Genomic DNA, 21,982 nt, shown 5'->3' with positions numbered 1-21,982 from the left:
TTCGGTTGACATGCGCACACGGGCGCCTCGTGCACCTGGGCGGCGGTAGAATGCAGACCATTCCGGCACAGCGGCGATGCCGACATGCCGTGGCAGCAGCGTCGCGAACTGCTTTGCTCATGTGTGCCGCACCGGCACACCCGGCCAATCGAGAAAAACAAAATTCGGGGTTCTTCGTGCTGCCTTGCACCGGCCAAGTACTGGCCTTGAGCAATCCCGCCCTCGTCATACTGCTATCGCTCAGTTTCCTTCTGACCTGGAAGTATGTAGAGGCGCGTCGCTATCTGCTGATGATCGGCGGAGCCTTCTTGCTCTACGCCGTAGCTGCGACGTTGCAGGTGCTGTGGCCGCCGGAAGACGCCGTGTGGAATACCATGCCGTCCGTCGTGCTCTACGTCAGCAGCACCCTGCTGCTGCTGCGCGGCATCCTGGTGTATGCCGACGCGCGCTTCGACGCGGTTCCGCTGATGATCCTGGCGGCGTTGCAATTGGCCGCGCTTGCCTACTTCCGCTACGCGGAGCCGGACCTGGATGCGCGCATCTACATCCTCAACGGCGGTGTCGCGCTGTTCTTCCTGGTCGGCGTCGCCCGGCTCGGCCGCTTGCGCACCGGCCGCCCGGTCGACCGTGCGCTGTATTGGATCTTCCTGCTGTTTGCCCTCAGCTTCCTGCCGCGCATGGTGCTCAAGACTTACGCAGCCCACGATGCGCATTGCACGTTCAGCCACTCGCCGTACTGGATCGCCTTCCACTTTGCGGTGTCCTTGTTCTTTGCCATGCTCGCGCTGACGCTGCTGGCGGCTACGGCGATGGATGTGTTCGATGCGCTGCGCAGGGAACGAGATACCGACGCGCTCACGCGGCTGCGCAACCGGCGCAGCTTCGAACGGCTGGCCCGTCGTGAGATTCCGCCACGCCATGACCGGCCGCTGAGCCTGGTGCTGTGTGACATCGACTATTTCAAGTACATCAACGACAACTACGGCCACACTGCTGGAGACGTCGTGCTCTCCACGTTCGGCGGCATCATCGGCGAGAACGTCCGCCATCGCGACATCGCTGCCCGCATCGGCGGCGAGGAATTTGTCGTGATGCTGCCCGACACCGGCGTGGTCAGCGCCTGGGCACTGGCCGATCGCCTGCGCCAGGTCCTGGAGGCGTCGCGCTTTGCGGCGCTGCCGGGCACGCATAGAGTCACGGCCAGCTTCGGCGTAGCCGAACTCGCAGCAGGGGAATCATTGGATGCGCTGCTCTCCAGGGCGGACTCCCTGCTCTACGCCGCCAAGCGCAAGGGTAGGAACTGTGTGGAGTGCGATCGCCAGGCCAGCGCATGCATGCAGGCCGCTTGCGCCGGCTGAACCGCGGGGCCGTCACGCCCAGCGGGTGCGGTGCCGCGACGCTTCATGAAGGCAAGTGCGCTTCAGCGCGTACGCAGTTCGCTCTACCGTTTTCTTCACAGCACGACCTCACTGGTTACTGCATATCACGCTGGAATTTTCCAATTTCAAATGGCGCGGATTCTTGATCAATCCTCGATGGATTGCTCTCGCAACATTGGCGACCGGTTTCATTAAGGTTACAAAGTAAATCTCGAGAAGATCTGAGGAAAAGTAAAGCACATTGTGCTAGACCGGCAGCCCCATATACTGGTTAAAAAAATTAACTATCGAAGGGGAGACGGCAATGCACAAGACTAACGTGATGGCCATCGTCTTTGCGATATTTCTTGGTGCCTGCGGTGGTGGCGGAGGTGGTGGTGGCAGTGGCGGTGCATCGACGCAGGACGTCTCTGTTCCCCTGCAGTCTGCCGTCGCCAACGAGGTCAATAACGGCATTACGGTCAACTTCGCGGTATCGGGTACAGTCGGGGCTATCCCTGTGACAGGGTCTGGCACACTGAAGGATGACAAGGCGGTTGCGGCCACGCTCAATGGTGTCGCCGTCCTCAAGACAGCCGAGACGATTTCCGGGACCGTCACGGCGAATGGTGTTTCCAGTCCGTTTTCAGTTTCAAGAACGATTTTCAGGAATCCGGCCACTTTTGCGGAAGTCCTGGAAGACCTGGGCGGTCCGGTCATTGTCTTTCCGGACTACACGTATCCTGCTTCGGTAAAAGCGGGCGATGCCGCGACGCTCGTCACGGCTACGGAGTTCTCCGACGGCACCCAAAAGACCAAGACCGGCTCCGTCACGCTTGCCTTCAGCGTGGCTGCAGATACGTCTTCCAGTCTGCTGGTCACGTTCATTGAAACCGATTTCGACAACAACAACGCCAAGACCGCGGATGCACAATTGACATTGCGCATCGACACCATGGGTAACATCCAGTTCGTTTCGGAAAAGGTGACCGGTTTTGCCGTCAATGGGCAGCAGGGTTCTCTGACATTCCAGTAGTGGGGCCAGCCTGAAACGGCGCCGAAAGAAGCCACGTGAGCAATGCGGGTTCACGCATAGCGCGCCGTCGCGGTGAGCTTTTGTTCTCACGGTCGGGCCTTACGTCGTGCGACTACGTGGCCATCTCGCCGGAAGCAGGCCGGCAAGATGGCCACGTCCGCACATATCGGCGGCCGCATCCTTTGGCACCCGACGGCAACCGACCCGGACCTGTTTCCCCTCCGAGCTTGCCGCGCATTGCTCGGTCAGCTTTCACACAGCGCTGATAGCATTGTCAGGCGGCGTCCACAGGTCTGTCCTGTCGCCTCAGCCCCAGTTCGGGTATCTGGATCGTCACCTTCGCAGGAGGGAGTGCCATGGATGTACAGCAACTCGTTTCCGAATTTCTTGCTTCGGAGCATGGGAGCCAAGCGGCCCAGGCTTTGGCGGCGCAGGGCATCGGCGCCGATGATGCACAGCAGATGCTGAGCCAAGCGGCAGAGACTGCGCATGCCCACGTTGAAGAACAGAACGCCGGTCTCTTGGGAGAGCATGCGGGGAAGAGCTTCTTTGCGGCATTCGCAGCCGGCTTGGTCAGGGGCGATGGCTTTTTCCAGTCACTGGTGGCGGGCGGACAAGGTGTCCTGACCGGCCGTGTGGCTGAGTCGCTTGCGGAGAAAATGGGCATTGACCCGGGCACTGCGGCCACCGTGGCCGCAGCCGCTACCCCGTATCTGGTGGCGTTCCTGAAAGAAAAGCTCGCCTGAGTCCAGCCACGCAGGCAAGCCAAAGCAAAAAAGCCGCGAACCCTTACGGGAACGCGGCTTTCGCTTGAATCTGGTGGCGAATCAGGGACTCGAACCCCGGACCTGCGGATTATGATTCCGTCGCTCTAACCAACTGAGCTAATTCGCCTTGCAACCTGCTTTTTCCGAAGAGGCACCGAACGTCTGATCGACGTGGCAGCCACCCAGGGCCCGAATCATGCGCAAAGTGCGCGCGCGTGTCAAGACTTTGCGTGAGTTATAGGGGAAGCGTGTGGTCGCGCCCGGCCTCCGCGTAGCTGCCCGCGCCAAAGCGCTTGCGCAGCGCACGGGCGGCATTCAGGAGCGGGCCATCCGCCACTTCTACAACGCGATGCAGGTAGTTTTCGCTGGCCTCCAGCAAGGCGAGGTAGATGTCGCGGCACATGATCCGTGCGATGCGGCCTGGCCAGTCCAGCGGCAGCAGCTTCTCGGGCAGGTTGGGGTCGCGCAACAGCACGCGCCGGTACTCATGCACCAGCAGGGTCCTCACGAAGAAGGCGTCGGCCGGTGCCAGGCGAGCGGCCTCTTCCTGCATGGGCGAGAAGCGGCGCAGCAAGGCCTGCCAGGCGCTGGCCACGTCGCCCAGGCGGAAGGTCTGGTGCATCAGCGCCTGCAGCGGCGTGAGCGAGAAGGCTTCCAGGCTGTGTGCCTCCATCACGGCCACATAGTCCTGCGCGTGCGCTGCGTGGATGATCTCCAGCAGTGAGGCCGGGTCGGCGTTGGGATGCGCGTAGACGCCCGCGGCGATGGCGCCAAAGCCTTCCCACAGCAGCTCGCGCTTCAAGTGCTGCCGGATCGTGGCGCGCGCGTCACTGCGCACGAACACCAGCGTCCAGCGGCCGTCCCAGTCGGGGGCCTCGCCGGCGTAGATGCGCTTGCCGGCATGCACCATGCGGAGCAGCCCGGCTTCCGACAGGCCGTAGTAGCTGCGCCGCCCGATGCGCGTGGCGTTGAGCCAGTCGTCGGCGGCCAGGCGGAAGGTGGCCGTGCGCACCAGCCGGTCGTTGATGCCGAACGGTGCCGCCAGCCGGATCAGGCTGCCCAGCCAGATGGCCTGCGGCCGCGGCGTCACTACGTCGCCGTACAACGTCACCAGCATGGAATTGGCGCCAAGCTTCAGGCCTCGCGTCAGCCGCTTGACCTGTGCTGAAACCTGCTCAGCGTCGGGACCTGTCGCCATTGCGGGCCTCGAAAGTGATACACAAACGTCGATTGTTTGAATCAAATTGTATCACTATGATCCATCTCAACCGATGAAGTTGATGCAGATCAAGACCTGACGGTGGGGAGCAGAAGATGTACGCACAGTTGGTGGAAACAGGGGCAACGCGGCTCCGCGCGATGGAAGAGATGGACCCGCAGGAGCGTGAGTTCCAGGCGCGCGTGGATGCCGGCATCAAGATCGAAGCCAAGGATTGGATGCCCGAGGCCTATCGCAAGACGCTGGTCCGCCAGATCTCGCAGCACGCGCATTCGGAGATCGTGGGGCAGTTGCCCGAGGGGAACTGGGTCACGCGTGCACCATCGCTGGAACGCAAGGCCGTCCTGCTCGCCAAGATCCAGGACGAGGCCGGCCACGGGCTCTATCTCTATAGCGCGGCGGAAACGCTCGGCGTGTCACGCGACCAGCTGCTGGACGACCTGCACGCCGGCAAGGCCAAGTACTCGAGCATCTTCAACTACCCGACGCTGAACTGGGCCGATATCGGTGCCATCGGCTGGCTGGTGGATGGCTCTGCCATCATCAACCAGGTGCCGCTGTGCCGCTGCTCCTTCGGTCCCTATGCCCGCGCGATGGTGCGCGTGTGCAAGGAAGAGTCGTTCCACCAGCGCCAGGGCTACGACATCCTGCTCGCCCTGTGCCGCGGCACGGCGGAGCAGAAGCAGATGGCGCAGGATGCGCTGAACCGCTGGTGGTGGCCGGCGCTGATGATGTTCGGCCCGTCGGACGCGGATTCGCCCAACAGTGCGCAATCCATGCAATGGCGCATCAAGCTGTTCTCCAATGACGAGTTGCGCCAGAAGATGGTCGACCAGACCGTGCCGCAGGCTGAGTACCTGGGCCTGACCATTCCCGATCCGGACCTCAGCTGGAACGAGGAGCGTGGCCACTACGATTTCGGCGCCATCAACTGGGACGAGTTCTACAACGTCCTGCGCGGCAACGGCCCTTGCAACCGCGAACGCTTGCGCACCCGCGTGAAGGCATGGGAAGACGGCGCGTGGTTCCGCGAGGCGCTGGTCGTCCACGCAGACCGGCAGGCACAGCGCGCCGCCGCCTGAACACCAGGGCGCCACGTGCGCCGCCAACCACCGCAAACGAGACAGGAGAGTTGCCATGAAAGAGTGGCCGCTTTGGGAGATCTTTATCCGCAGCCAGCACGGCCTGGCCCACAAGCACGTGGGAAGCCTGCATGCGCCGGACGGCGAAATGGCCATCAACAATGCGCGCGACGTTTATACGCGGCGCAATGAGGGCGTCAGCGTCTGGGTGGTCAAGGCCGGCGACGTCGTCGCCAGCAGTCCTGGCGACAAGGGGCCTCTGTTCGAGCCCGCCAACAGCAAGATCTACCGGCATCCGACCTTCTTCCCGATGCCGGAAGAGGTCAAGCACATCTAGTTTTACGCGCAAGGAACGCTCCACCATGGACCACCACAAGCTCGAATACCTGCTCCGCCTCGGCGACACCACGCTGGTGCTGGGCCAGCGCCTGTCGGAATGGTGCGGCCGCGGCCCCGCGCTGGAAGAGGACATTGCGCTGACCAATGTGGCGCTGGACCTGATCGGCCAGACCCGCTTGTGGCTGGGCTATGCCGCCGAGGTGGAAGGCGCGGGCCGCAGCGCGGACCAACTCGCCTACCTGCGCGATGCGCACCAGTTCCGCAACCTGCTGCTGGTGGAACAGCCCAACGGCAGCTATGCCGATACGCTGGCCAGGCAGTTCCTGTTCGACACCTGGCATTACTTCGTGCTGGAAGGCCTGCAGCAATCGACCGATGCCCGCATCGCCGAGATCGCTGCCAAGTCGTTGAAGGAAGTGAGCTACCACGTGCGGCGCAGCGCCGACCTGGTGGTGCGCCTGGGTGATGGCACCGAAGAGAGCCATCGCCGCATGCAGGACGCGATCGACGACCTCTGGATGTACACGGGCGAGCTGTTCGAGTCCGATGCGGCCGACGCCGCGCTGGTTGCGCAAGGCGTTGCCGTCGATCCGGCGTCGCTGGCCGAGCCGTGGCTGCGCCACGTCGGCGAAGTGCTCGATGAAGCCACGCTGCGCCGGCCCGCGGACGGCTGGGCGCAAAGCGGTGGCCGCCATGGGCGCCATACCGAACACCTTGGCTACCTGCTGGCCGAGATGCAGTTCCTGCAGCGCGCCTATCCCGGCGCGCAGTGGTGAGCATCATGACGGCGCCAAGCACAGAGCGCGCGGCCGTCGAACAGGTCTGGGCCTGGCTCGACAAGGTGCCCGATCCGGAGATCCCGGTGATCTCGGTGGTGGACCTGGGCATCGTACGGGCGGTGGCGTGGGAAGGCGAAGCGTGCGTCATCACCATCACGCCGACGTATTCCGGCTGCCCGGCGATGACGGCGATCCGCGCGGATATCGAGCGCACGCTGGCCGCGCACGGGGTCGATCACGTCAGCGTGCAGACGCGCCTGGCGCCGGCCTGGACCACCGACTGGATGAGCCCGCGCGGCAAGGCCAACCTGAGCGGCTACGGCATCGCGCCGCCCGCCCAGCAGGTGATCGATATCAGCGGCATCAGCCGCAAGGCATCGCCTGCACTGGTGGTGACGTGTCCCCACTGCGGTTCGCGGCACACACGCCTGGTCAGCCAGTTCGGCTCGACCGCATGCAAGGCCCTGTATCGCTGCGGCGAGTGCAGGGAGCCGTTCGACTACTTCAAGGCTCACTAGGAAGAGGTACGAGATGAGCAGATTCCATGAGCTGACCGTGACCACGGTCAGGCGCGAAACGCGTGACGCCGTGGCGGTGACGTTCGCCGTGCCGGAAGAACTGGCGGAGACCTTTCGCTACGTACAGGGCCAGCATCTCACGCTGCGCGCGGGCATCGACGGCGAGGACGTGCGCCGCTCCTACTCGATCTGCTCGGCAGTGCAGGATGAGCAGTTGCGCGTGGCAATCAAGCGGGTCGATGGCGGGGTGTTCTCGAACTGGGCCAATGACTTGCTGCAGCCGGGCATGACGCTGGAAGCGATGCCGCCGTCGGGGCATTTCCACGTGCCGCTGTCGTCCGCGCAGGCGCGGCACTATGTGGCATTCGCCGCCGGCAGCGGCATCACGCCGCTGCTGTCGATCATCAAGACCACGCTGATGGCGGAGCCGCACAGCCGCTTCACGCTGTTCTACGGCAACCGCGCGTCGTCCTCAGTGCTGTTCAAGGAAGAGCTCGAAGACCTCAAGGACAGCTACCTGGAGCGCTTCAACCTGGTCTTCGTGCTGAGCCGCGAACAGTTGGACATCGAGCTGTTCAACGGCCGCATCGATGGCGACAAGGTCAACGCGCTGCTGCGCCACTGGGTGCAGCCGCAGGATATCGACGTGGCCTTTATCTGCGGCCCGCAGTCGATGATGGAAGGGGTGTCGCAGGCACTGCAGGATAACGGCGTGGACAAGTCCCGCATCAAGCGGGAGCTGTTTGCCACCAGCATTCCGGCAGCCCGCCCGGCGGCGCACGCGCACAAGGCCTTGGGCCAGCAGCAGTGCGAGGTCACGGTGATCCAGGACGGGCGCACGCGCTCCTTCACGCTGGACAAGAACAAGGAGACCATCCTCGACGCGGCGCTGGCGCAGGGGATCGAGCTGCCGTATTCCTGCAAGGGCGGCGTTTGTTCGACCTGCCGCTGCAAGCGCATCGAAGGCGAGGTCGACATGGACGTCAACTTCGCGCTCGAAGACTACGAAGTGGCCCGCGGTTTCATCCTGAGCTGCCAGAGCTACGCCGTCACCGACAAGCTGGTGATCGATTTCGACCAGGAAACCTGAAGCGTTCCCGGTCCGTCAATTTCCCGAATCCAGAACCTGTTTCATTGCGGAGCAAGCCGTGTCCCATCCCTTCTTCACGCGTCACCAGGCGCTGCTCGAACAAGCCACCCAGGCCATCGCCGAGCGCGGCTACTGGAGCCCGTTCACCGAGATGCCGAGCCCCAGGGTCTACGGCGAAACCGCCAATGCGGATGGCAAGGCCGCTTTCGAAGCCCGCCTGAACAAGCCGTTCGCGCTCACGCAGCCCGGCACCATCGGGCAGGCCGGCAAGGAAGTCTCGCCCTATGGCATCGAGCTGGGTGTCAGCTATCCGAAGCCGGATCTCGACCAGCTCTTCGCCGGCGTGGCCGAGGGCCTGCCCGCCTGGCGCAAGGCCGGGCCGGAGGCCTGGGTCGGCGTATCGCTGGAAATCCTGCAGCGCTTGAACCGGCGCAGCTTCGAGATGGCATACGCCGTCATGCATACCACCGGCCAGGCCTTCATGATGGCCTTCCAGGCGGGCGGTCCCCACGCGCAGGACCGTGGGCTGGAGGCCGTGGCCTATGCCTGGGACGAGATGCGCCGTATCCCCCAGCGCGCAGTCTGGGAAAAGCCGCAGGGCAAGAATGAGCCGCTGCGCATGGAGAAGCGCTATACGGTGGTGCCGCGCGGCGTGGGCCTCGTCATCGGCTGCTGCACGTTCCCGACGTGGAACGGCTACCCCGGCCTGTTCGCCAGCCTGGCGACCGGCAATGCGGTGGTGGTCAAGCCGCACCCCGGCGCCATCCTGCCGCTGGCCATCACCGTGGAAGTGGCCCGCGAAGTGCTGCAGGAAGCCGGCTTCGATCCCAACATCGTCACGCTGGTGGCCAACGACCCCACCGAGCGCATGGCGTCGAAGCTCGCCCTGCGTCCGGAAGTGCGCCTGATCGACTTCACCGGCAGCAGCGCCAACGGCGACTGGCTGGAGCGCAATGCGCACCAGGCGCACGTGTTCACGGAGAAGGCCGGGGTCAACCAGATCATCATCGACTCCACCAGCGACTTCAAAGGCATGGTGCGCAATATCGCCTTCTCGCTGTCGCTGTATTCGGGCCAGATGTGCACCGCGCCGCAGAACATCTATGTGCCCAAGGGCGGCATCGAAACACCCGAGGGGCATCTGAGCTTCGAGCAGGTGGCCGGCGCCATCGGCGAGGCCGTGGGCAAGCTGGGCGCCGACCCCGCCAAGGCGGTGGAGCTGCTGGGCGCGATCCAGAACGATGGTGTGGTGCAGCGCATCGAGGCATCGCGCGCGCTGGGCGAGATCGTTGTCGACAGCCGTACGCTGCAGCACCCGGAGTTCCCCGCTGCGCGAGTGCGTACGCCGCTGGTGCTCAAGGTGGATGCCAGCGACGAGGGCAAGATCATGCAGGAGCTGTTCGGCCCGATCTCCTTCGTGGTGGCCACCGATGACACGGCGCACAGCGTCGCGCTCGCCCACCGCGGTGCGAAGGAACATGGCGCGCTGACGCTGTCCGCCTACACCACCGACGACGGCGTGGCCGAGGCCATCCGCGACGCGGCCGTGGATGGCGGCGTGGCGCTGTCGCTCAACCTGACCGGCGCTGTCTTCGTCAACCAGTCGGCGGCGTTCAGCGATTTCCATGCCACCGGCGCCAATCCGGCGGCCAATGCGTCGCTGTCGGACGCGGCCTTCGTCGCCAACCGTTTCCGCGTGGTGCAGAGCCGTTCCCATATCTGAACCGTGCCTGTAGTTCGGTAGTTCCCCGCGCCGGCCCCCTATGCATGTGGCGCCACGACAATGATGGAGTAGACAATGGTCCAACGCACTTCCCACCCCGACGAGCTGGAGCCGATCGAGCGCGCCAGCCGCGATGAATTGCAGGCGCTGCAGCTCGAACGGCTCAAATGGAGCGTGCGCCATGCCTATGACAACGTGCCGCACTACCGCAAGGCGTTTGCCGCCGCCGGGGTGCATCCGGACGACCTGAAGTCGCTGTCCGACCTTGCGAAGTTCCCGTTCCTGAGCAAGCAGGACCTGCGCGACAACTATCCCTTCGGCATGTTTGCCGTGCCGCGCGAGAAGGTGGCGCGGGTGCATGCGTCCAGCGGCACGACCGGCAAGCCGACTGTAGTGGGCTATACCGCCCGCGATATCGACACCTGGGCCGGCATCGTCGCGCGCTCCATCCGTGCCGCCGGCGGCCGTCCCGGGGACATGGTGCATGTGAGCTACGGCTATGGCCTGTTCACCGGCGGGCTCGGGGCGCACTACGGCGCAGAGAGGGCCGGCTGCACGGTGATCCCGATGTCCGGCGGGCAGACCGAGAAGCAGGTTCAGCTCATCCGCGAGTTCCAGCCGAACATCATCATGGTCACGCCGTCCTATATGCTGAACCTGATCGATGAGATGATCCGCCAGGGCATGGAGCCGTCCGAAAGCTCGCTGAAGATCGGCATCTTCGGTGCCGAGCCCTGGACCGACGCCATGCGTGCCGAGATCGAAGCCCGTGCCGGCATCGATGCCGTCGACATCTATGGCTTGTCGGAAGTGATGGGCCCGGGCGTCGCATGCGAATGCGTGGAAAGCAAGGACGGCCCGGTCATCTGGGAAGACCATTTCTACGCCGAGATCATCGATCCGCGGACCGGAGAAGTGCTGCCGGACGGCGAAGAGGGCGAACTGGTGTTCACCTCCCTCACCAAGGAAGCGCTGCCGGTGATCCGCTACCGCACCCGCGACCTGACTCGCCTGCTGCCGCCCACGTCGCGCTCGATGCGCCGCATCGGCAAGATCACCGGCCGCTCGGACGACATGCTGATCATCCGCGGTGTCAACGTGTTCCCCTCGCAGATCGAGGAACTGATCCTGAAGGCCCCGGCGCTGGCGCCGCAGTACCAACTGCTGGTCACCCGCGACGGACACATGGACAAGCTCGAGGTCCGCGTCGAGACGCGGCCGGATCGCCCGGCCCCGCTGGGCGCCGACGACAGGGCGGCGCTGGAGCGCGAGCTGAAGGATCAGATCAAGACCTACGTCGGCGTTACCACGCGCGTGCAGGTGGTGGATGCGCAAGGCATCGACCGTAGCGGCGCGGGCAAGGTGCGGCGCGTGCTCGATATGCGGCCCAAGATCACGCGCGAGCAGCCGGCCGGCGCGATCTAGCGCGCCAAGCCGCGGCCGGGCCCCCGGCCGCGGCTTGGGCTTTCTCATTCCGTTTCCCCTGCCTTATGCCCCGCCAAGCGGGGCGTTCGTTCTTGCTGCGGGACTTTCCAGCAGCGCTGGCTTGGCCTGGGGGGGGAAGTTCGGCGGCGGCACGCGCCTTCGGAAGAGGTAGGCCGTGCCGTGGCGGGAGCGCTGAACGTAGCGGGACATAGGTTGTGCTACACCCGTGTGCTACACCTTGCGCGGCAAGCCTAAGCAAAAAGCCGCGAACCCTTGCGGGAACGCGGCTTTCGCTTGAAACTGGTGGCGAATCAGGGATTCGAACCCCGGACCTGCGGATTATGATTCCGTCGCTCTAACCGACTGAGCTAATTCGCCGTTGGAAGACCGCTATTATACGTGGCCTTCAGACGCTGTCAATAGCCTTGTGCAAAGTTTTTGGGAGCGGCTGCCGGCGGTGCGATGCGGGCCGGCGGCAGCCGCCCCGGCGCCGGCCGGTTGGGCCGGACGCCGGGCGTTGCCCGGGCTCAGTCGTGAGCGTAGATATCGACGTCCTTGGTCTCGCGGATAAACAGCGCGCCGATCACGAAGGTGACGGCAGCGATGATGATCGGATACCAGAGGCCGTAGTAGATATTGCCGTTCTGCGCCACCAGGGCGAAGGAGATGGTGGGCAGCAGGCCGCCGAACCAGCCGTTGCCGATATGGTAGGGCAGCGACATGGAGGTGTAGCGGATGCGGGTGGGGAACATTTCCACCAGCATCGCGGCGATCGGGCCGTAGACCATGGTCACGTAGATCACCAGGATGACCAGCAGCACCAGCACCATCACGGTGTTCATCTGGGCGGGGTCGGCCTTGCTCGGGTAGCCGGCGGCGCTCATGGCGTCGCTCACCGACTTCTTGAAGGCGGCGATCTGCTTCTTGCTCTGGTCGTCGAAGCTGTGGCGATCGGCAGTCAGGCCGGCGTTGAAGGCGGGGAGTTCCTTGTCGCCGATCTTCACCGAGGCCACGGTGCCGGCCGGGGCGCTGACCACTTCATAGCTGGCGCTGGCCTGGGCCAGGGTGCGCTTGACGATGTCGCAGGAGCTGCGGAAGTCGATCTCGCGGGCGATCGGGCTGCCCTGGAACGAGCACTGCGACGGGTCGGCGGTCACGACGATCTGCGCCGTCTGCTGGGCGCGCTCCAGCGCCGGGTTGGCGTAGTGGGTCATTGCCTTGAACAGCGGGAAGTAGGTCAGCACGGCGAGCGCGCAGCCTACCATGATGATCCACTTGCGGCCGATCTTGTCCGACAGCGAACCGAAGAAGACGAAGAAGGGCGTGCCGATCAGCAGGGCGCCGGCAATCAGCAGGTTGGCTGTCTTGGCATCGACCTTGAGCACCTGGGTCAGGAAGAACAGGGCGTAGAACTGGCCGGTGTACCAGACCACCGCCTGGCCGGCGGTCAGGCCGATCAGGGCCAGGATCACGATCTTCAGGTTACGCCACTGGCCGAAGGCCTCGGTCAGCGGGGCCTTGGAGGTCTTGCCCTCGGCCTTCATCTTCTGGAAGGCGGGCGATTCGCTCATCGACAGGCGGATGTAGACCGACGTGCCCAGCAGCAGGATGGAGACCAGGAAGGGAATGCGCCAGCCCCAGTCCTCGAAGGCGGCGCCCGTCACTTCGCGCACCAGCAGGATCACCAGCAGCGACAGGAACAGGCCCAGCGTGGCGGTGGTCTGGATCCACGAGGTGTAGGAGCCGCGCTTGCCGTGCGGGGCGTGCTCGGCCACATAGGTGGCGGCGCCGCCGTACTCGCCGCCCAGTGCCAGGCCCTGCAGCATGCGCAGGGCGATCAGGATCACCGGCGCGGCCCAGCCGATCGTCGCATAGCCGGGCAGCAGGCCGACGATGAAGGTGGACAAGCCCATGATCAGGATGGTCACCAGGAAGGTGTACTTGCGGCCGATCATGTCGCCGAGGCGGCCGAACACCAGCGCGCCGAAGGGGCGCACGATGAAGCCGGCGGCGAATGCGAGCAGGGCGAAGATGAAGGCGGAGGTCGGGTCCAGGCCGGCGAAGAACTGCTTGGCGATGATCGCCGCCAGTGAACCGTACAGATAAAAGTCGTACCACTCGAACACCGTACCGAGCGATGAGGCCAGGATGACCTTCTTTTCCTCGCTGGTCATGGGTGCGTTCTGTGCACTGCCTCGCGGCATCGCAACCTGCTGCGCATTAGCCATGATGTCTCCTCCGATTGTCGTTGGGGTCTTCGTCCGGTTGTGGCGCGGATGCGCGCGAGCGCATCAGGAAGCGCCGGGCCGGCAGAAGTTGCAAGGATTGTGGGAGGCGAAACTTACTGCGTTCTGACAGATTCCCGGAAGAATCGCGCTGGAAAGGTCGGGGTATACGCTAGTTCGCGCTAGTTCGAAGCGTGCGTTGCCACGCATGCGTTCTTGCTGCGTTGCGCAAGCCACAAACGGCACAAACGGGAATCGGCGGGAAAAAGGCGGCTGGCGCCGCGCGTCACATGCCGCTACGCAGCATCGTCGCGCGCGGTGCTGTCCACGGCGGTCGGCACCGCGGCGGCTTCATCGTCGGCCCGATTCATGCGCCAGGCGTAGACGGCCGCCATCAGCACGTAGACCACCAGTGCGCCCTGGGCGCTGACCCAGAAGGAGAAGGGCCAGCCGAAGAAGTCGAAGCGCAGTTCGCGCGCGAACCAGCTCACCACGAAGGTGACGAGGAACCAGATCGCCAGCAGCGCGGCGATCCAGCGCAGGTTGCAGTGCCAGGCGCGCTGCTCGGCGGGTGTGTCGTGGGGGCTGGCCATGCTCAGTGGTCCGTGCCGGCGGCGGGCCGCCGCAGCGTGACATGCAGGCGCGCGCCGGCGCGGCGCGGCTCCTGCTGGTAGACGTTGTCGAGGATGTGGATCTCGCCGCCGTGCTGCTGCACGATCTCGCGCACGATGGGCAGGCCCAGGCCGCTGCCCTCGGTATTGGTGCCGAGCACACGGTAGAAGCGCTCCATCACCCGCTCGCGTTCCGCTACGGGGATGCCCGGACCGGTGTCTTCCACGTCGAGATAGGCGAAGGGCTCGAAGGGATCGGCGCTGACTCTCACCGTGGCGTGGCCTTCCGGCGGCGTGTAGCGGATGGCGTTGTCGATCAGGTTGTTCAGCATCTCCGTCAGCATAAGCCGGTTGCCCTGCACCATGACCGGGTGATCGCCGGCGTCCAGGCCCAGGTCGATGCGCCGTTCCCAGGCGCGCGGCAGCCAGTCCTTGACCACCTCGCGCGCGAGCGCGGCCAGGTTCAGCGGCGCCATGCCGGCGCCGCTGGCCAGGTTCTCCATGCGCGCCAGCGACAGCAGCTGTGTAACCAGGTGCGCGGTGCGCTCCGAGCTGCCGGCGATCTGCGCCAGCGAGCGCCGCAGTTCTTCCGGCGACTGCTCGCGCTGCGCCAGCTCGGCCTGCATGCGCAGGCCCGCCAGCGGCGTCTTCATCTGGTGGGCGGCATCGGCGATGAAGCGCTTCTGCGTCTGCACCGACTGGTCCAGCCGCGCCAGCAGTTCATTGAAGGAGGCCACCAGCGGCGTGATCTCCTGTGGCGCCGTGCCTTCTTCGATGGGGCTGGTATCGCCGGGATTGCGGGCGCGGATGCGCTGCTGGATCGCGGTCAGCGGCGCCAGCCCGCGCGTCAGGCCGAACCATACCAGCACCACCGCCAGCGGCAGGATCACGAACTGCGGCAGGATCACGCCCTTGATGATCTCGTTGGCCAGCCGCGCGCGCTTGTCCAGCGTCTCGGCCACCTGCACCAGCACCGGCTGGTCGCCCGCCACATTGCGCAGCTCGACATAGGTGTAGGCCACGCGCACGTCGTTGCCCTTGACGCGGTCGTCGCGCAGCGAGACCAGGCCAGCGTGGCCCTGGTCCTCCTCGCCCGGCAGCGGCAGGTCGCGGTCGCCGGCCACGTATTCGCCGCGCGTGCCCACCACCTGGTAGTAGATGTTGTCGGACTCGTCGGCGCGCAGGATCTCGCGCGCGGACAGCGGCAGTTGCAGCGTGACTCTGCCGTTCACTTCGCGCACCTGCTGGGACAGCACGATGGTGCTCGCTTCCAGCGAGCGGTCGTAGGGGCCGTTGGCGATGGACTTGGCGACCAGGTAGGTCACGGCGATGCTCATCGGCCACAGCAGCAGCAGCGGCGCCAGCATCCAGTCGAGGATCTCGCCGAACAGCGAGCGCGGCGCCGCCTGGTTCGCGTCGTCTTCGAGGTGGGGCAGGGCATCGGCCAGCGCCGCGTCGGAGGCGTCGTCGGCTGCCGTATCCGTCGCCGCTTCCGTCGCTGTATTCGCCGCCGCATCCGCTTGCCGCCGCTTCGCCAAGGGGCGACGCCAAGATATTCCGAGCAGACTCATGGGGTGCGGATGCCTTCCTTTGTTCCGGGCCGGGCCTGTGCCGCGCTCAGGCCTGCGCCGTCAGCGCGGGCTGGTACTTGTCCAGGCAGTAGCCCAGGCCGCGCACCGTGGCGATGCGGATGCCGCCCACCTCGATCTTCTTGCGCAGCCGGTGGACATAGACCTCGATGGCGTTGTTGCTGACCTCTTCGCCCCATTCGCACAGATGGTCCACCAGCTGCTCCTTGGACACCAGGCGGCCGGTACGGGCCAGCAGGATTTCCAGCAGGCCCAGCTCGCGCGCCGACAGCTCCAGCATCTGTTCGTTCAGGAAGGCGACTCTCCCGACCTGGTCGAAGGTGAGCGGACCGTGCCGGATCAGCGTGCCGCCGCCGCCGGCGCCGCGCCGCACCAGGGCGCGCACGCGGGCCTCCAGCTCGGTCAGCGCGAAGGGCTTGGCCATGTAGTCGTCGGCGCCCAGGTCCAGGCCCTTGACGCGCTCGTCGACGCTGTCGGCGGCGGTCAGGATCAGCACGGGCAGCATCGCGCCGCGCGCGCGCAGCCGCTTGAGGACCTCCAGACCGGACATGCGCGGCAGGCCCAGGTCCAGGATGAGCAGGTCGAAATTCTGCGTGGACAGCGCGGAATCGGCCTCCAGCCCGCTGGCGACGTGGTCGACGGCGTAGCCGGACTGCCGCAGCGAACGTGTCAGGCCGTCTGCCAGCACGTCGTCATCTTCGGCGATGAGAATACGCATAGGGTGTGTCTCCTCCCTGGCCCGCCCCGCGCGCCGTCGATGCCTCTCTGTGCATCTGCGGTGCAGGCGGTACTTGCCAAGCATACTGTTTTTTTATACAGTACCCGCACATCCGGTGAGAACCGGCAGCGGGCCTGCATGCCCAGCCGATCCTGCCGGGTCCGCGCCCCCCCCCGGGTGCGACGATTCGGTACGCGGCGATTCGGTACGCCGTGGTAAAGCGGAAACGGGAACGCCAGGACGGAAGCGTTGAGGCGTGGGCGCACCGGCGGTGCCGGCGCGGCATCCACGGAAAACCAGGCGCCGCGCCATATGCGGGCTATTTATACACCATTGACGGAAGGACGACCATGGACGACAAGAAGGCGGGCGCAGGCGTGAACGCGGAGAAGCAAAAGGCACTTGCCGCGGCGCTTTCCCAGATCGAGAAGCAATTCGGCAAGGGCTCGATCATGCGCCTGGGCGACGGCGAGGTCGAACAGGACATCCAGGTCGTGTCCACCGGCTCGCTCGGCCTGGACGTCGCGCTCGGCGTGGGCGGCCTGCCGCGCGGCCGCGTGGTGGAGATCTACGGTCCGGAATCGTCCGGCAAGACCACGCTGACGCTGCAGGTGGTCGCCGAGATGCAGAAGCTGGGCGGCACCTGCGCCTTTATCGACGCCGAGCACGCGCTGGACGTCAACTACGCCGGCAAGCTGGGCGTGGACGTCGGCGATCTGCTGATCTCGCAGCCGGACACCGGCGAGCAGGCGCTGGAAATTGCCGACGCGCTGGTGCGCTCGGGTTCCGTCGACCTGATCGTGATCGACTCGGTGGCGGCACTGGTGCCCAAGGCGGAAATCGAGGGCGAGATGGGCGATGCGCTGCCCGGCCTGCAGGCCCGCCTGATGAGCCAGGCGCTGCGCAAGCTGACCGGCACCATCAAGCGCACCAACTGCCTGGTGATCTTCATCAACCAGATCCGCATGAAGATCGGTGTGATGTTCGGCTCGCCCGAAACCACCACCGGCGGCAACGCGCTGAAGTTCTACGCCTCGGTGCGCCTGGACATCCGCCGCATCGGCTCGATCAAGAAGGGCGATGACGTGATCGGCAACGAGACCAAGGTCAAGGTGGTCAAGAACAAGGTGTCGCCGCCGTTCCGCGAGGCCTTCTTCGACATCCTCTACGGCCAGGGCATCTCGCGCCAGGGCGAGATCATCGACCTGGGCGTGGACGCCAAGATCGTCGAGAAATCGGGCGCCTGGTACAGCTACAACGGCGAGAAGATCGGCCAGGGCAAGGACAACGCGCGCGAGTTCCTGCGCGAGAACCCCGATATCGCCAACGAGATCGAGAACAAGGTGCGCGTGGCACTGGGCGTGGCGCCGCTGAACAGCGCCGCGGCCGAGGCGGTCGAGGGCTGATTCCCGCTGCCGGCGGTCCCCGCCGGCAACGCGCCCCTTTTTCCGCCTCCGGGCGCCGGCCTTGCCGGCGCTCCCTCCTATCACTTCCTTCCATCGACCGGTCCGCGCCGGCTCCCCGTCAGCCCGGCCTCGGGCATCCCGCCCCACCGCCATGCCACCCCGTCCTCCGCTTTCCCTCAAGGCCCGCGCCATCGGCTACCTGTCGCGCCGCGAGCACAGCCGCGCCGAACTGGCACGCAAGCTGGCGCCGCACGCCGAGTCGGCCGAGGAGGTGGAGCAGTTGCTCGACTCTCTCGAACGGGAAAACTGGCTGTCCAATACCCGCTTCGTCGACAGCCTGATGCATCGGCGCGCGGCACGCTACGGCGCGGCGCGGGTGATGCAGGAGGCCAAGACCCATCAGCTTGGCGGCGAGCAGTTGCAAGACTTGAAGGAGCGCCTGGCCGACACCGAGCTGGCGCGTGCCCGTGCGGTCTGGCAGAAGCGCTTCGGCGTGGCGCCGGATACGCCGGAGGCCAAGGCCAAGCAGATCCGTTTCATGATGGCGCGCGGTTTTTCCCGCAGCGTGATCGGCAAGGTGATGGGGCAGGGCGACGCCTTGCCCGACGAATGGCCGGAAGGCGACAGCTAGCCCGGGCAGGCCGGCCGTGGCGCCGGCGCGGTGCTGGCCCTCGGGGTGCGTTTCCATACATGTCTGTTGGGAAATACCTATGACGCCATCAGGTGTATTCCCGGGCGGCTCGGACCGTGCAGGCCCGCGCCACGTTTCGCCGTGCGGGTGTTGCAGGCATCCGCGCGGCAAGCGGCCGGGGCCGACGATGTGCCGCCGACAGCGCCGGCCGTGGGCAGTTCCCGGACAATGCGGCCCGGCATGTTAAACTCCTTCGGTTTTCCGGCCGAGCCGTCCTATTTGTCCTCGCTTCAATCTGGTCTCATGCCTCTTTCCCAGCCCGTCAACCGCGCCCTGCGGCATCGCCGTGCCATTACGGCCGAGGCCTATCTCAGGGAAGATGGGCTATGGGACATCGAGGCCCGCCTGACCGACACCAAGCCGCGCGAGATCGAGCTGGCCGGCGGGCGCGTGCGCCCCGAGGGCCAGCCGCTGCATGACCTGTGGCTGCGCGTGACGATCGACCTGCGCATGAATGTGCTCGACGCCGACGCCTGCTCCGACTGGGTGCCTTATCCCGGCCACTGCGACACCATCGGTCCCGCCTACCGCAAGCTGGTGGGCCTGAACCTGATGAAGGGCTTCCGCAAGGCCGTGCGCGAGCGCCTCGGCGGCGTGGCCGGATGCACCCACCTGACCGAGCTGGCCTCGGTGCTGCCGACTACCGCCATCCAGGCCTTCGCCGGCGATGTCATCAGCATCCGCGACGGCGCGGAAGATACCCAGACCGACCCGCCCTACCAGTTGCACGGCTGCCATGCCCTGCACTTCGAAGGCGAGGTGGTGCGCCAGTTTTACCCGCGCTGGTATGGTCACCAGCCGAAACCCAAGCCCGGGACCCAGGGGGCGCAGACTCCCGCGGTGCAGCGGCCCGAAGCCGGCCAGTCCGGCGAAACGCGGCCCTTGCCCGGCAGGTCCACTGTGACCGCCGGCTGAACAGGCCGGCGCCAGCACGGATCCCGTCTCAACAGACTTATCCCTTTTACGCCTACCCGAAAGGAAACACGCATGAATATCCATGAGTACCAAGGCAAGGAAATCCTGCGCAAATACAATGTGCCGGTTCCGCGCGGCATTCCGGCCTTCTCCATCGACGAGGCCCTGAAGGCGGCTGAAACCCTGGGCGGCCCGGTGTGGGTCGTGAAGGCACAGATTCATGCGGGTGGCCGTGGCAAGGGCGGCGGCGTGAAGGTCGCCAAGAGCATGGACGAGGTCAAGACCTACGCCAGCAACATCCTGGGCATGACCCTGGTCACGCACCAGACCGGTCCGGAAGGCAAGAAGGTCAACCGCCTGCTGATCGAAGAAGGCGCCGACATCAAGAAGGAACTGTACGTTTCGCTGGTGGTGGACCGCGTGTCGCAAAAGGTGGCCCTGATGGCCTCCAGCGAAGGCGGCATGGACATCGAAGAAGTCGCTGCCCACACCCCGGAAAAGATCCACACCCTGATCGTCGACCCGGCAGCCGGCCTGCAGGACGCCGATGCCGATGACATCGCCCGCAAGATCGGCGTGCCCGACGCCAGCCTGCCGCAAGCGCGCCAGGCGCTGCAAGGCCTGTACAAGGCGTTCTGGGAAACCGACGCTTCGCTGGCCGAAATCAACCCGCTGATCCTGACCGGCGACGGCAAGGTCATCGCGCTGGACGCCAAGTTCAACTTCGACTCCAACGCCCTGTTCCGTCATCCGGAAATCGTCGCCTACCGCGACCTGGATGAAGAAGACGCCAACGAGATCGAGGCTTCGAAGTTCGACCTGGCCTACATCTCGCTGGACGGCAACATCGGCTGCCTGGTGAACGGCGCCGGCCTGGCCATGGCCACCATGGACACCATCAAGCTGTTCGGCGGCGAGCCGGCCAACTTCCTCGACGTGGGCGGCGGTGCCACCACCGAGAAGGTGACCGAAGCCTTCAAGCTGATGCTGAAGAACCCCGGCCTGAAGGCCATCCTGGTGAACATCTTCGGCGGCATCATGCGCTGCGACGTGATCGCCGAAGGCGTGATCGCTGCTTCGAAGGCTGTGTCGCTGTCGGTGCCGCTGGTGGTCCGCATGAAGGGCACCAACGAAGAGATCGGCAAGAAGATGCTGGCCGACTCCGGCCTGCCCATCATCGCGGCCGACACCATGGAAGAGGCTGCCCAGAAGGTGGTGGCCGCTGCTGCCGGCAAGTAATTAGCCCGCGCAGAAACGCCAACCATTCGCGAACGCGAGCGGCGCGCCCGGGCTTGAGCCCGCGCGCCGCCTGCAGCCAAGCAAAGGATTACAGTATGTCGATTCTGATCAACAAAGACACCAAGGTGATCACCCAGGGGATCACCGGCAAGACCGGCCAGTTCCACACCCGTGGCTGCCGTGACTACGCCAACGGCAAGAACTGCTTCGTCGCCGGCGTGAACCCGAAGAAGGCCGGCGAGGACTTCGAGGGCATCCCCATCTACGCTAGCGTCAAGGACGCCAAGGGCGCCACCGGCGCGACCGTCTCGGTGATCTACGTGCCGCCCGCAGGCGCCGCCGCCGCGATCTGGGAAGCCGTTGACGCCGACCTGGACCTGGTGGTCTGCATCACCGAAGGCATCCCCGTGCGCGACATGATGGAGCTCAAGGACAAGATGCGTAAGGGCAACAAGAAGACCCTGCTGCTCGGCCCGAACTGCCCCGGCCTGATCACCCCCGATGAAATCAAGATCGGCATCATGCCTGGCCACATCCACCGCAAGGGCCGCATCGGCGTGGTGTCGCGCTCGGGCACGCTGACCTACGAAGCCGTGGGCCAGCTGACCGCGCTGGGCCTGGGCCAGTCGTCGGCCGTGGGCATTGGTGGTGACCCCATCAACGGCCTGAAGCACATCGACGTCATGAAGATGTTCAATGACGATCCCGATACCGACGCCGTCGTCATGATCGGCGAGATCGGCGGTCCGGACGAGGCCAACGCCGCCTACTGGATCAAGGAAAACATGAAGAAGCCGGTGGTTGGCTTCATCGCTGGCGTGACCGCGCCTCCGGGCAAGCGCATGGGCCACGCCGGCGCGCTGATCTCGGGCGGTGCCGACACCGCCCAGGCCAAGCTGGAGATCATGGAAGCGTGCGGCATCAAGGTCACGCGCAACCCCTCCGAAATGGGCCGCCTGCTGAAGGCTGCGCTGTAATTTCCGCGCCTCCCACCGCTGCCCGCCGCGTTTCGCGGCACAGGTAGCGGCCGCCGGCCCCGGCCGGTATCGCCTTGCCCCCGCCTCCGTGCGGGGGCATTGTCATTTTGGCGGACGCGGGCCTAGGGTATCTCCCGAGTCTGCTGGTATCCTGATTGAAACCAAATCGAAAGGTTCGTACGGTACATCTCCATGTCTGAGATTTCAGACATCCGAAATACCGCAGTGGCGCGCTGAGCCGGCGCGCGAGCTGTCATCCGTCATCAACATCAAGA

20 protein-coding genes and 2 tRNA genes are annotated in these 21,982 nt (G+C 65.4%); 15 read left to right on the top strand and 7 right to left on the bottom strand.

Translation table 11 applies throughout. The features are described 5' to 3' along the window. Positions 1-29 precede the first annotated feature (29 nt). The 3 genes from AC1Z3O_RS15245 to AC1Z3O_RS15235 all read left to right on the top strand — a co-directional run bounded on the left by AC1Z3O_RS15245 (position 30) and on the right by AC1Z3O_RS15235 (position 3,140). Complete coding sequence (locus AC1Z3O_RS15245; protein ID WP_483516536.1) at positions 30-1,358, top strand: GGDEF domain-containing protein; 1,329 nt, start codon at positions 30-32, stop codon at positions 1,356-1,358. A 325-nt stretch (positions 1,359-1,683) separates the two neighbouring features. Further along, positions 1,684-2,394, top strand: coding sequence for a hypothetical protein (locus tag AC1Z3O_RS15240; protein ID WP_483516535.1), 711 nt, complete (start codon positions 1,684-1,686; stop codon positions 2,392-2,394). 356 nt (positions 2,395-2,750) lie between these two features. Next, complete coding sequence (locus AC1Z3O_RS15235) at positions 2,751-3,140, top strand: hypothetical protein (protein ID WP_483516534.1); 390 nt, start codon at positions 2,751-2,753, stop codon at positions 3,138-3,140. Between the two features lie 71 nt (positions 3,141-3,211). Here AC1Z3O_RS15235 and AC1Z3O_RS15230 read toward each other — a convergent pair. Both AC1Z3O_RS15230 and paaX read right to left on the bottom strand, forming a co-directional pair. Beyond that, positions 3,212-3,288, bottom strand: a tRNA-Met gene (locus tag AC1Z3O_RS15230). Between the two features lie 108 nt (positions 3,289-3,396). Then, positions 3,397-4,359 carry a phenylacetic acid degradation operon negative regulatory protein PaaX gene (paaX, locus tag AC1Z3O_RS15225; RefSeq protein ID WP_483516533.1) on the bottom strand — a complete coding sequence of 321 codons (963 nt, stop codon included), beginning with the start codon at positions 4,357-4,359 and terminating at the stop codon, positions 3,397-3,399. Positions 4,360-4,475: 116 nt separating this feature from the next. On the opposite strand from paaX, the gene paaA reads away from it, so the two are divergent. From paaA to paaK, 7 genes are all read left to right on the top strand, one after another. After that, positions 4,476-5,462 carry a 1,2-phenylacetyl-CoA epoxidase subunit PaaA gene (paaA, locus tag AC1Z3O_RS15220; RefSeq protein WP_483516532.1) on the top strand — a complete coding sequence of 329 codons (987 nt, stop codon included), beginning with the start codon at positions 4,476-4,478 and terminating at the stop codon, positions 5,460-5,462. Between the two features lie 55 nt (positions 5,463-5,517). Next, entirely contained in the window at positions 5,518-5,799 is a 282-nt protein-coding gene (paaB, locus tag AC1Z3O_RS15215) for a 1,2-phenylacetyl-CoA epoxidase subunit PaaB (RefSeq protein WP_483516531.1), read from the top strand. 25 nt (positions 5,800-5,824) lie between these two features. Beyond that, a complete protein-coding gene (gene paaC / locus AC1Z3O_RS15210) occupies positions 5,825-6,577 on the top strand; it encodes a 1,2-phenylacetyl-CoA epoxidase subunit PaaC (RefSeq protein ID WP_483516530.1) in 753 nt (250 codons plus the stop codon). A gap of 5 nt (positions 6,578-6,582) precedes the next feature. Next, positions 6,583-7,098, top strand: a complete 516-nt coding sequence (gene paaD / locus AC1Z3O_RS15205) for a 1,2-phenylacetyl-CoA epoxidase subunit PaaD (RefSeq protein WP_483516529.1) — start codon at positions 6,583-6,585, stop codon at positions 7,096-7,098. A gap of 13 nt (positions 7,099-7,111) precedes the next feature. After that, positions 7,112-8,188, top strand: coding sequence for a 1,2-phenylacetyl-CoA epoxidase subunit PaaE (gene paaE / locus AC1Z3O_RS15200; RefSeq protein ID WP_483516528.1), 1,077 nt, complete (start codon positions 7,112-7,114; stop codon positions 8,186-8,188). 58 nt (positions 8,189-8,246) lie between these two features. Next, positions 8,247-9,911 (top strand): phenylacetic acid degradation protein PaaN, encoded by a 1,665-nt coding sequence (gene paaN / locus AC1Z3O_RS15195; RefSeq protein ID WP_483516527.1) that lies wholly within the window; start codon positions 8,247-8,249, stop codon positions 9,909-9,911. Positions 9,912-9,986: 75 nt separating this feature from the next. Continuing rightward, complete coding sequence (gene paaK / locus AC1Z3O_RS15190; protein WP_483516526.1) at positions 9,987-11,336, top strand: phenylacetate--CoA ligase PaaK; 1,350 nt, start codon at positions 9,987-9,989, stop codon at positions 11,334-11,336. A 301-nt stretch (positions 11,337-11,637) separates the two neighbouring features. Here paaK and AC1Z3O_RS15185 read toward each other — a convergent pair. From AC1Z3O_RS15185 to AC1Z3O_RS15165, 5 genes are all read right to left on the bottom strand, one after another. Continuing rightward, positions 11,638-11,714 (bottom strand) — tRNA-Met (locus AC1Z3O_RS15185). A 149-nt stretch (positions 11,715-11,863) separates the two neighbouring features. Next, the gene (locus tag AC1Z3O_RS15180) at positions 11,864-13,564 is read right to left on the bottom strand and encodes an MFS transporter (protein WP_483516525.1); all 1,701 of its coding nucleotides are present in this window, start codon (positions 13,562-13,564) and stop codon (positions 11,864-11,866) included. Between the two features lie 293 nt (positions 13,565-13,857). Next, positions 13,858-14,154, bottom strand: a complete 297-nt coding sequence (locus AC1Z3O_RS15175) for a DUF4212 domain-containing protein (protein WP_483516524.1) — start codon at positions 14,152-14,154, stop codon at positions 13,858-13,860. 2 nt (positions 14,155-14,156) lie between these two features. Next, positions 14,157-15,743, bottom strand: coding sequence for a sensor histidine kinase N-terminal domain-containing protein (locus AC1Z3O_RS15170; RefSeq protein ID WP_483516523.1), 1,587 nt, complete (start codon positions 15,741-15,743; stop codon positions 14,157-14,159). A 46-nt stretch (positions 15,744-15,789) separates the two neighbouring features. Beyond that, the gene (locus AC1Z3O_RS15165; protein WP_483516522.1) at positions 15,790-16,479 is read right to left on the bottom strand and encodes a response regulator; all 690 of its coding nucleotides are present in this window, start codon (positions 16,477-16,479) and stop codon (positions 15,790-15,792) included. A gap of 350 nt (positions 16,480-16,829) precedes the next feature. On the opposite strand from AC1Z3O_RS15165, the gene recA reads away from it, so the two are divergent. From recA to sucD, 5 genes are all read left to right on the top strand, one after another. Beyond that, positions 16,830-17,885: a recombinase RecA gene (gene recA / locus AC1Z3O_RS15160; RefSeq protein WP_483516521.1), complete on the top strand. Its 1,056-nt coding sequence runs from the start codon at positions 16,830-16,832 to the stop codon at positions 17,883-17,885. A 151-nt stretch (positions 17,886-18,036) separates the two neighbouring features. Continuing rightward, positions 18,037-18,516: a recombination regulator RecX gene (gene recX, locus AC1Z3O_RS15155; RefSeq protein ID WP_483516520.1), complete on the top strand. Its 480-nt coding sequence runs from the start codon at positions 18,037-18,039 to the stop codon at positions 18,514-18,516. A 303-nt stretch (positions 18,517-18,819) separates the two neighbouring features. After that, positions 18,820-19,491, top strand: a complete 672-nt coding sequence (locus AC1Z3O_RS15150; RefSeq protein WP_483516519.1) for a DUF2889 domain-containing protein — start codon at positions 18,820-18,822, stop codon at positions 19,489-19,491. 72 nt (positions 19,492-19,563) lie between these two features. Beyond that, a complete protein-coding gene (gene sucC / locus AC1Z3O_RS15145) occupies positions 19,564-20,730 on the top strand; it encodes an ADP-forming succinate--CoA ligase subunit beta (RefSeq protein WP_483516518.1) in 1,167 nt (388 codons plus the stop codon). A gap of 95 nt (positions 20,731-20,825) precedes the next feature. Next, the gene (sucD, locus tag AC1Z3O_RS15140; RefSeq protein WP_483516517.1) at positions 20,826-21,707 is read left to right on the top strand and encodes a succinate--CoA ligase subunit alpha; all 882 of its coding nucleotides are present in this window, start codon (positions 20,826-20,828) and stop codon (positions 21,705-21,707) included. Positions 21,708-21,982 lie beyond the last annotated feature (275 nt).

The organism is Cupriavidus sp. 09_S30 (genome assembly GCF_056930435.1).
The sequence above is the reverse complement of the archived record's forward strand: the minus strand, read 5'-3'. Positions and strand labels throughout refer to the sequence as shown.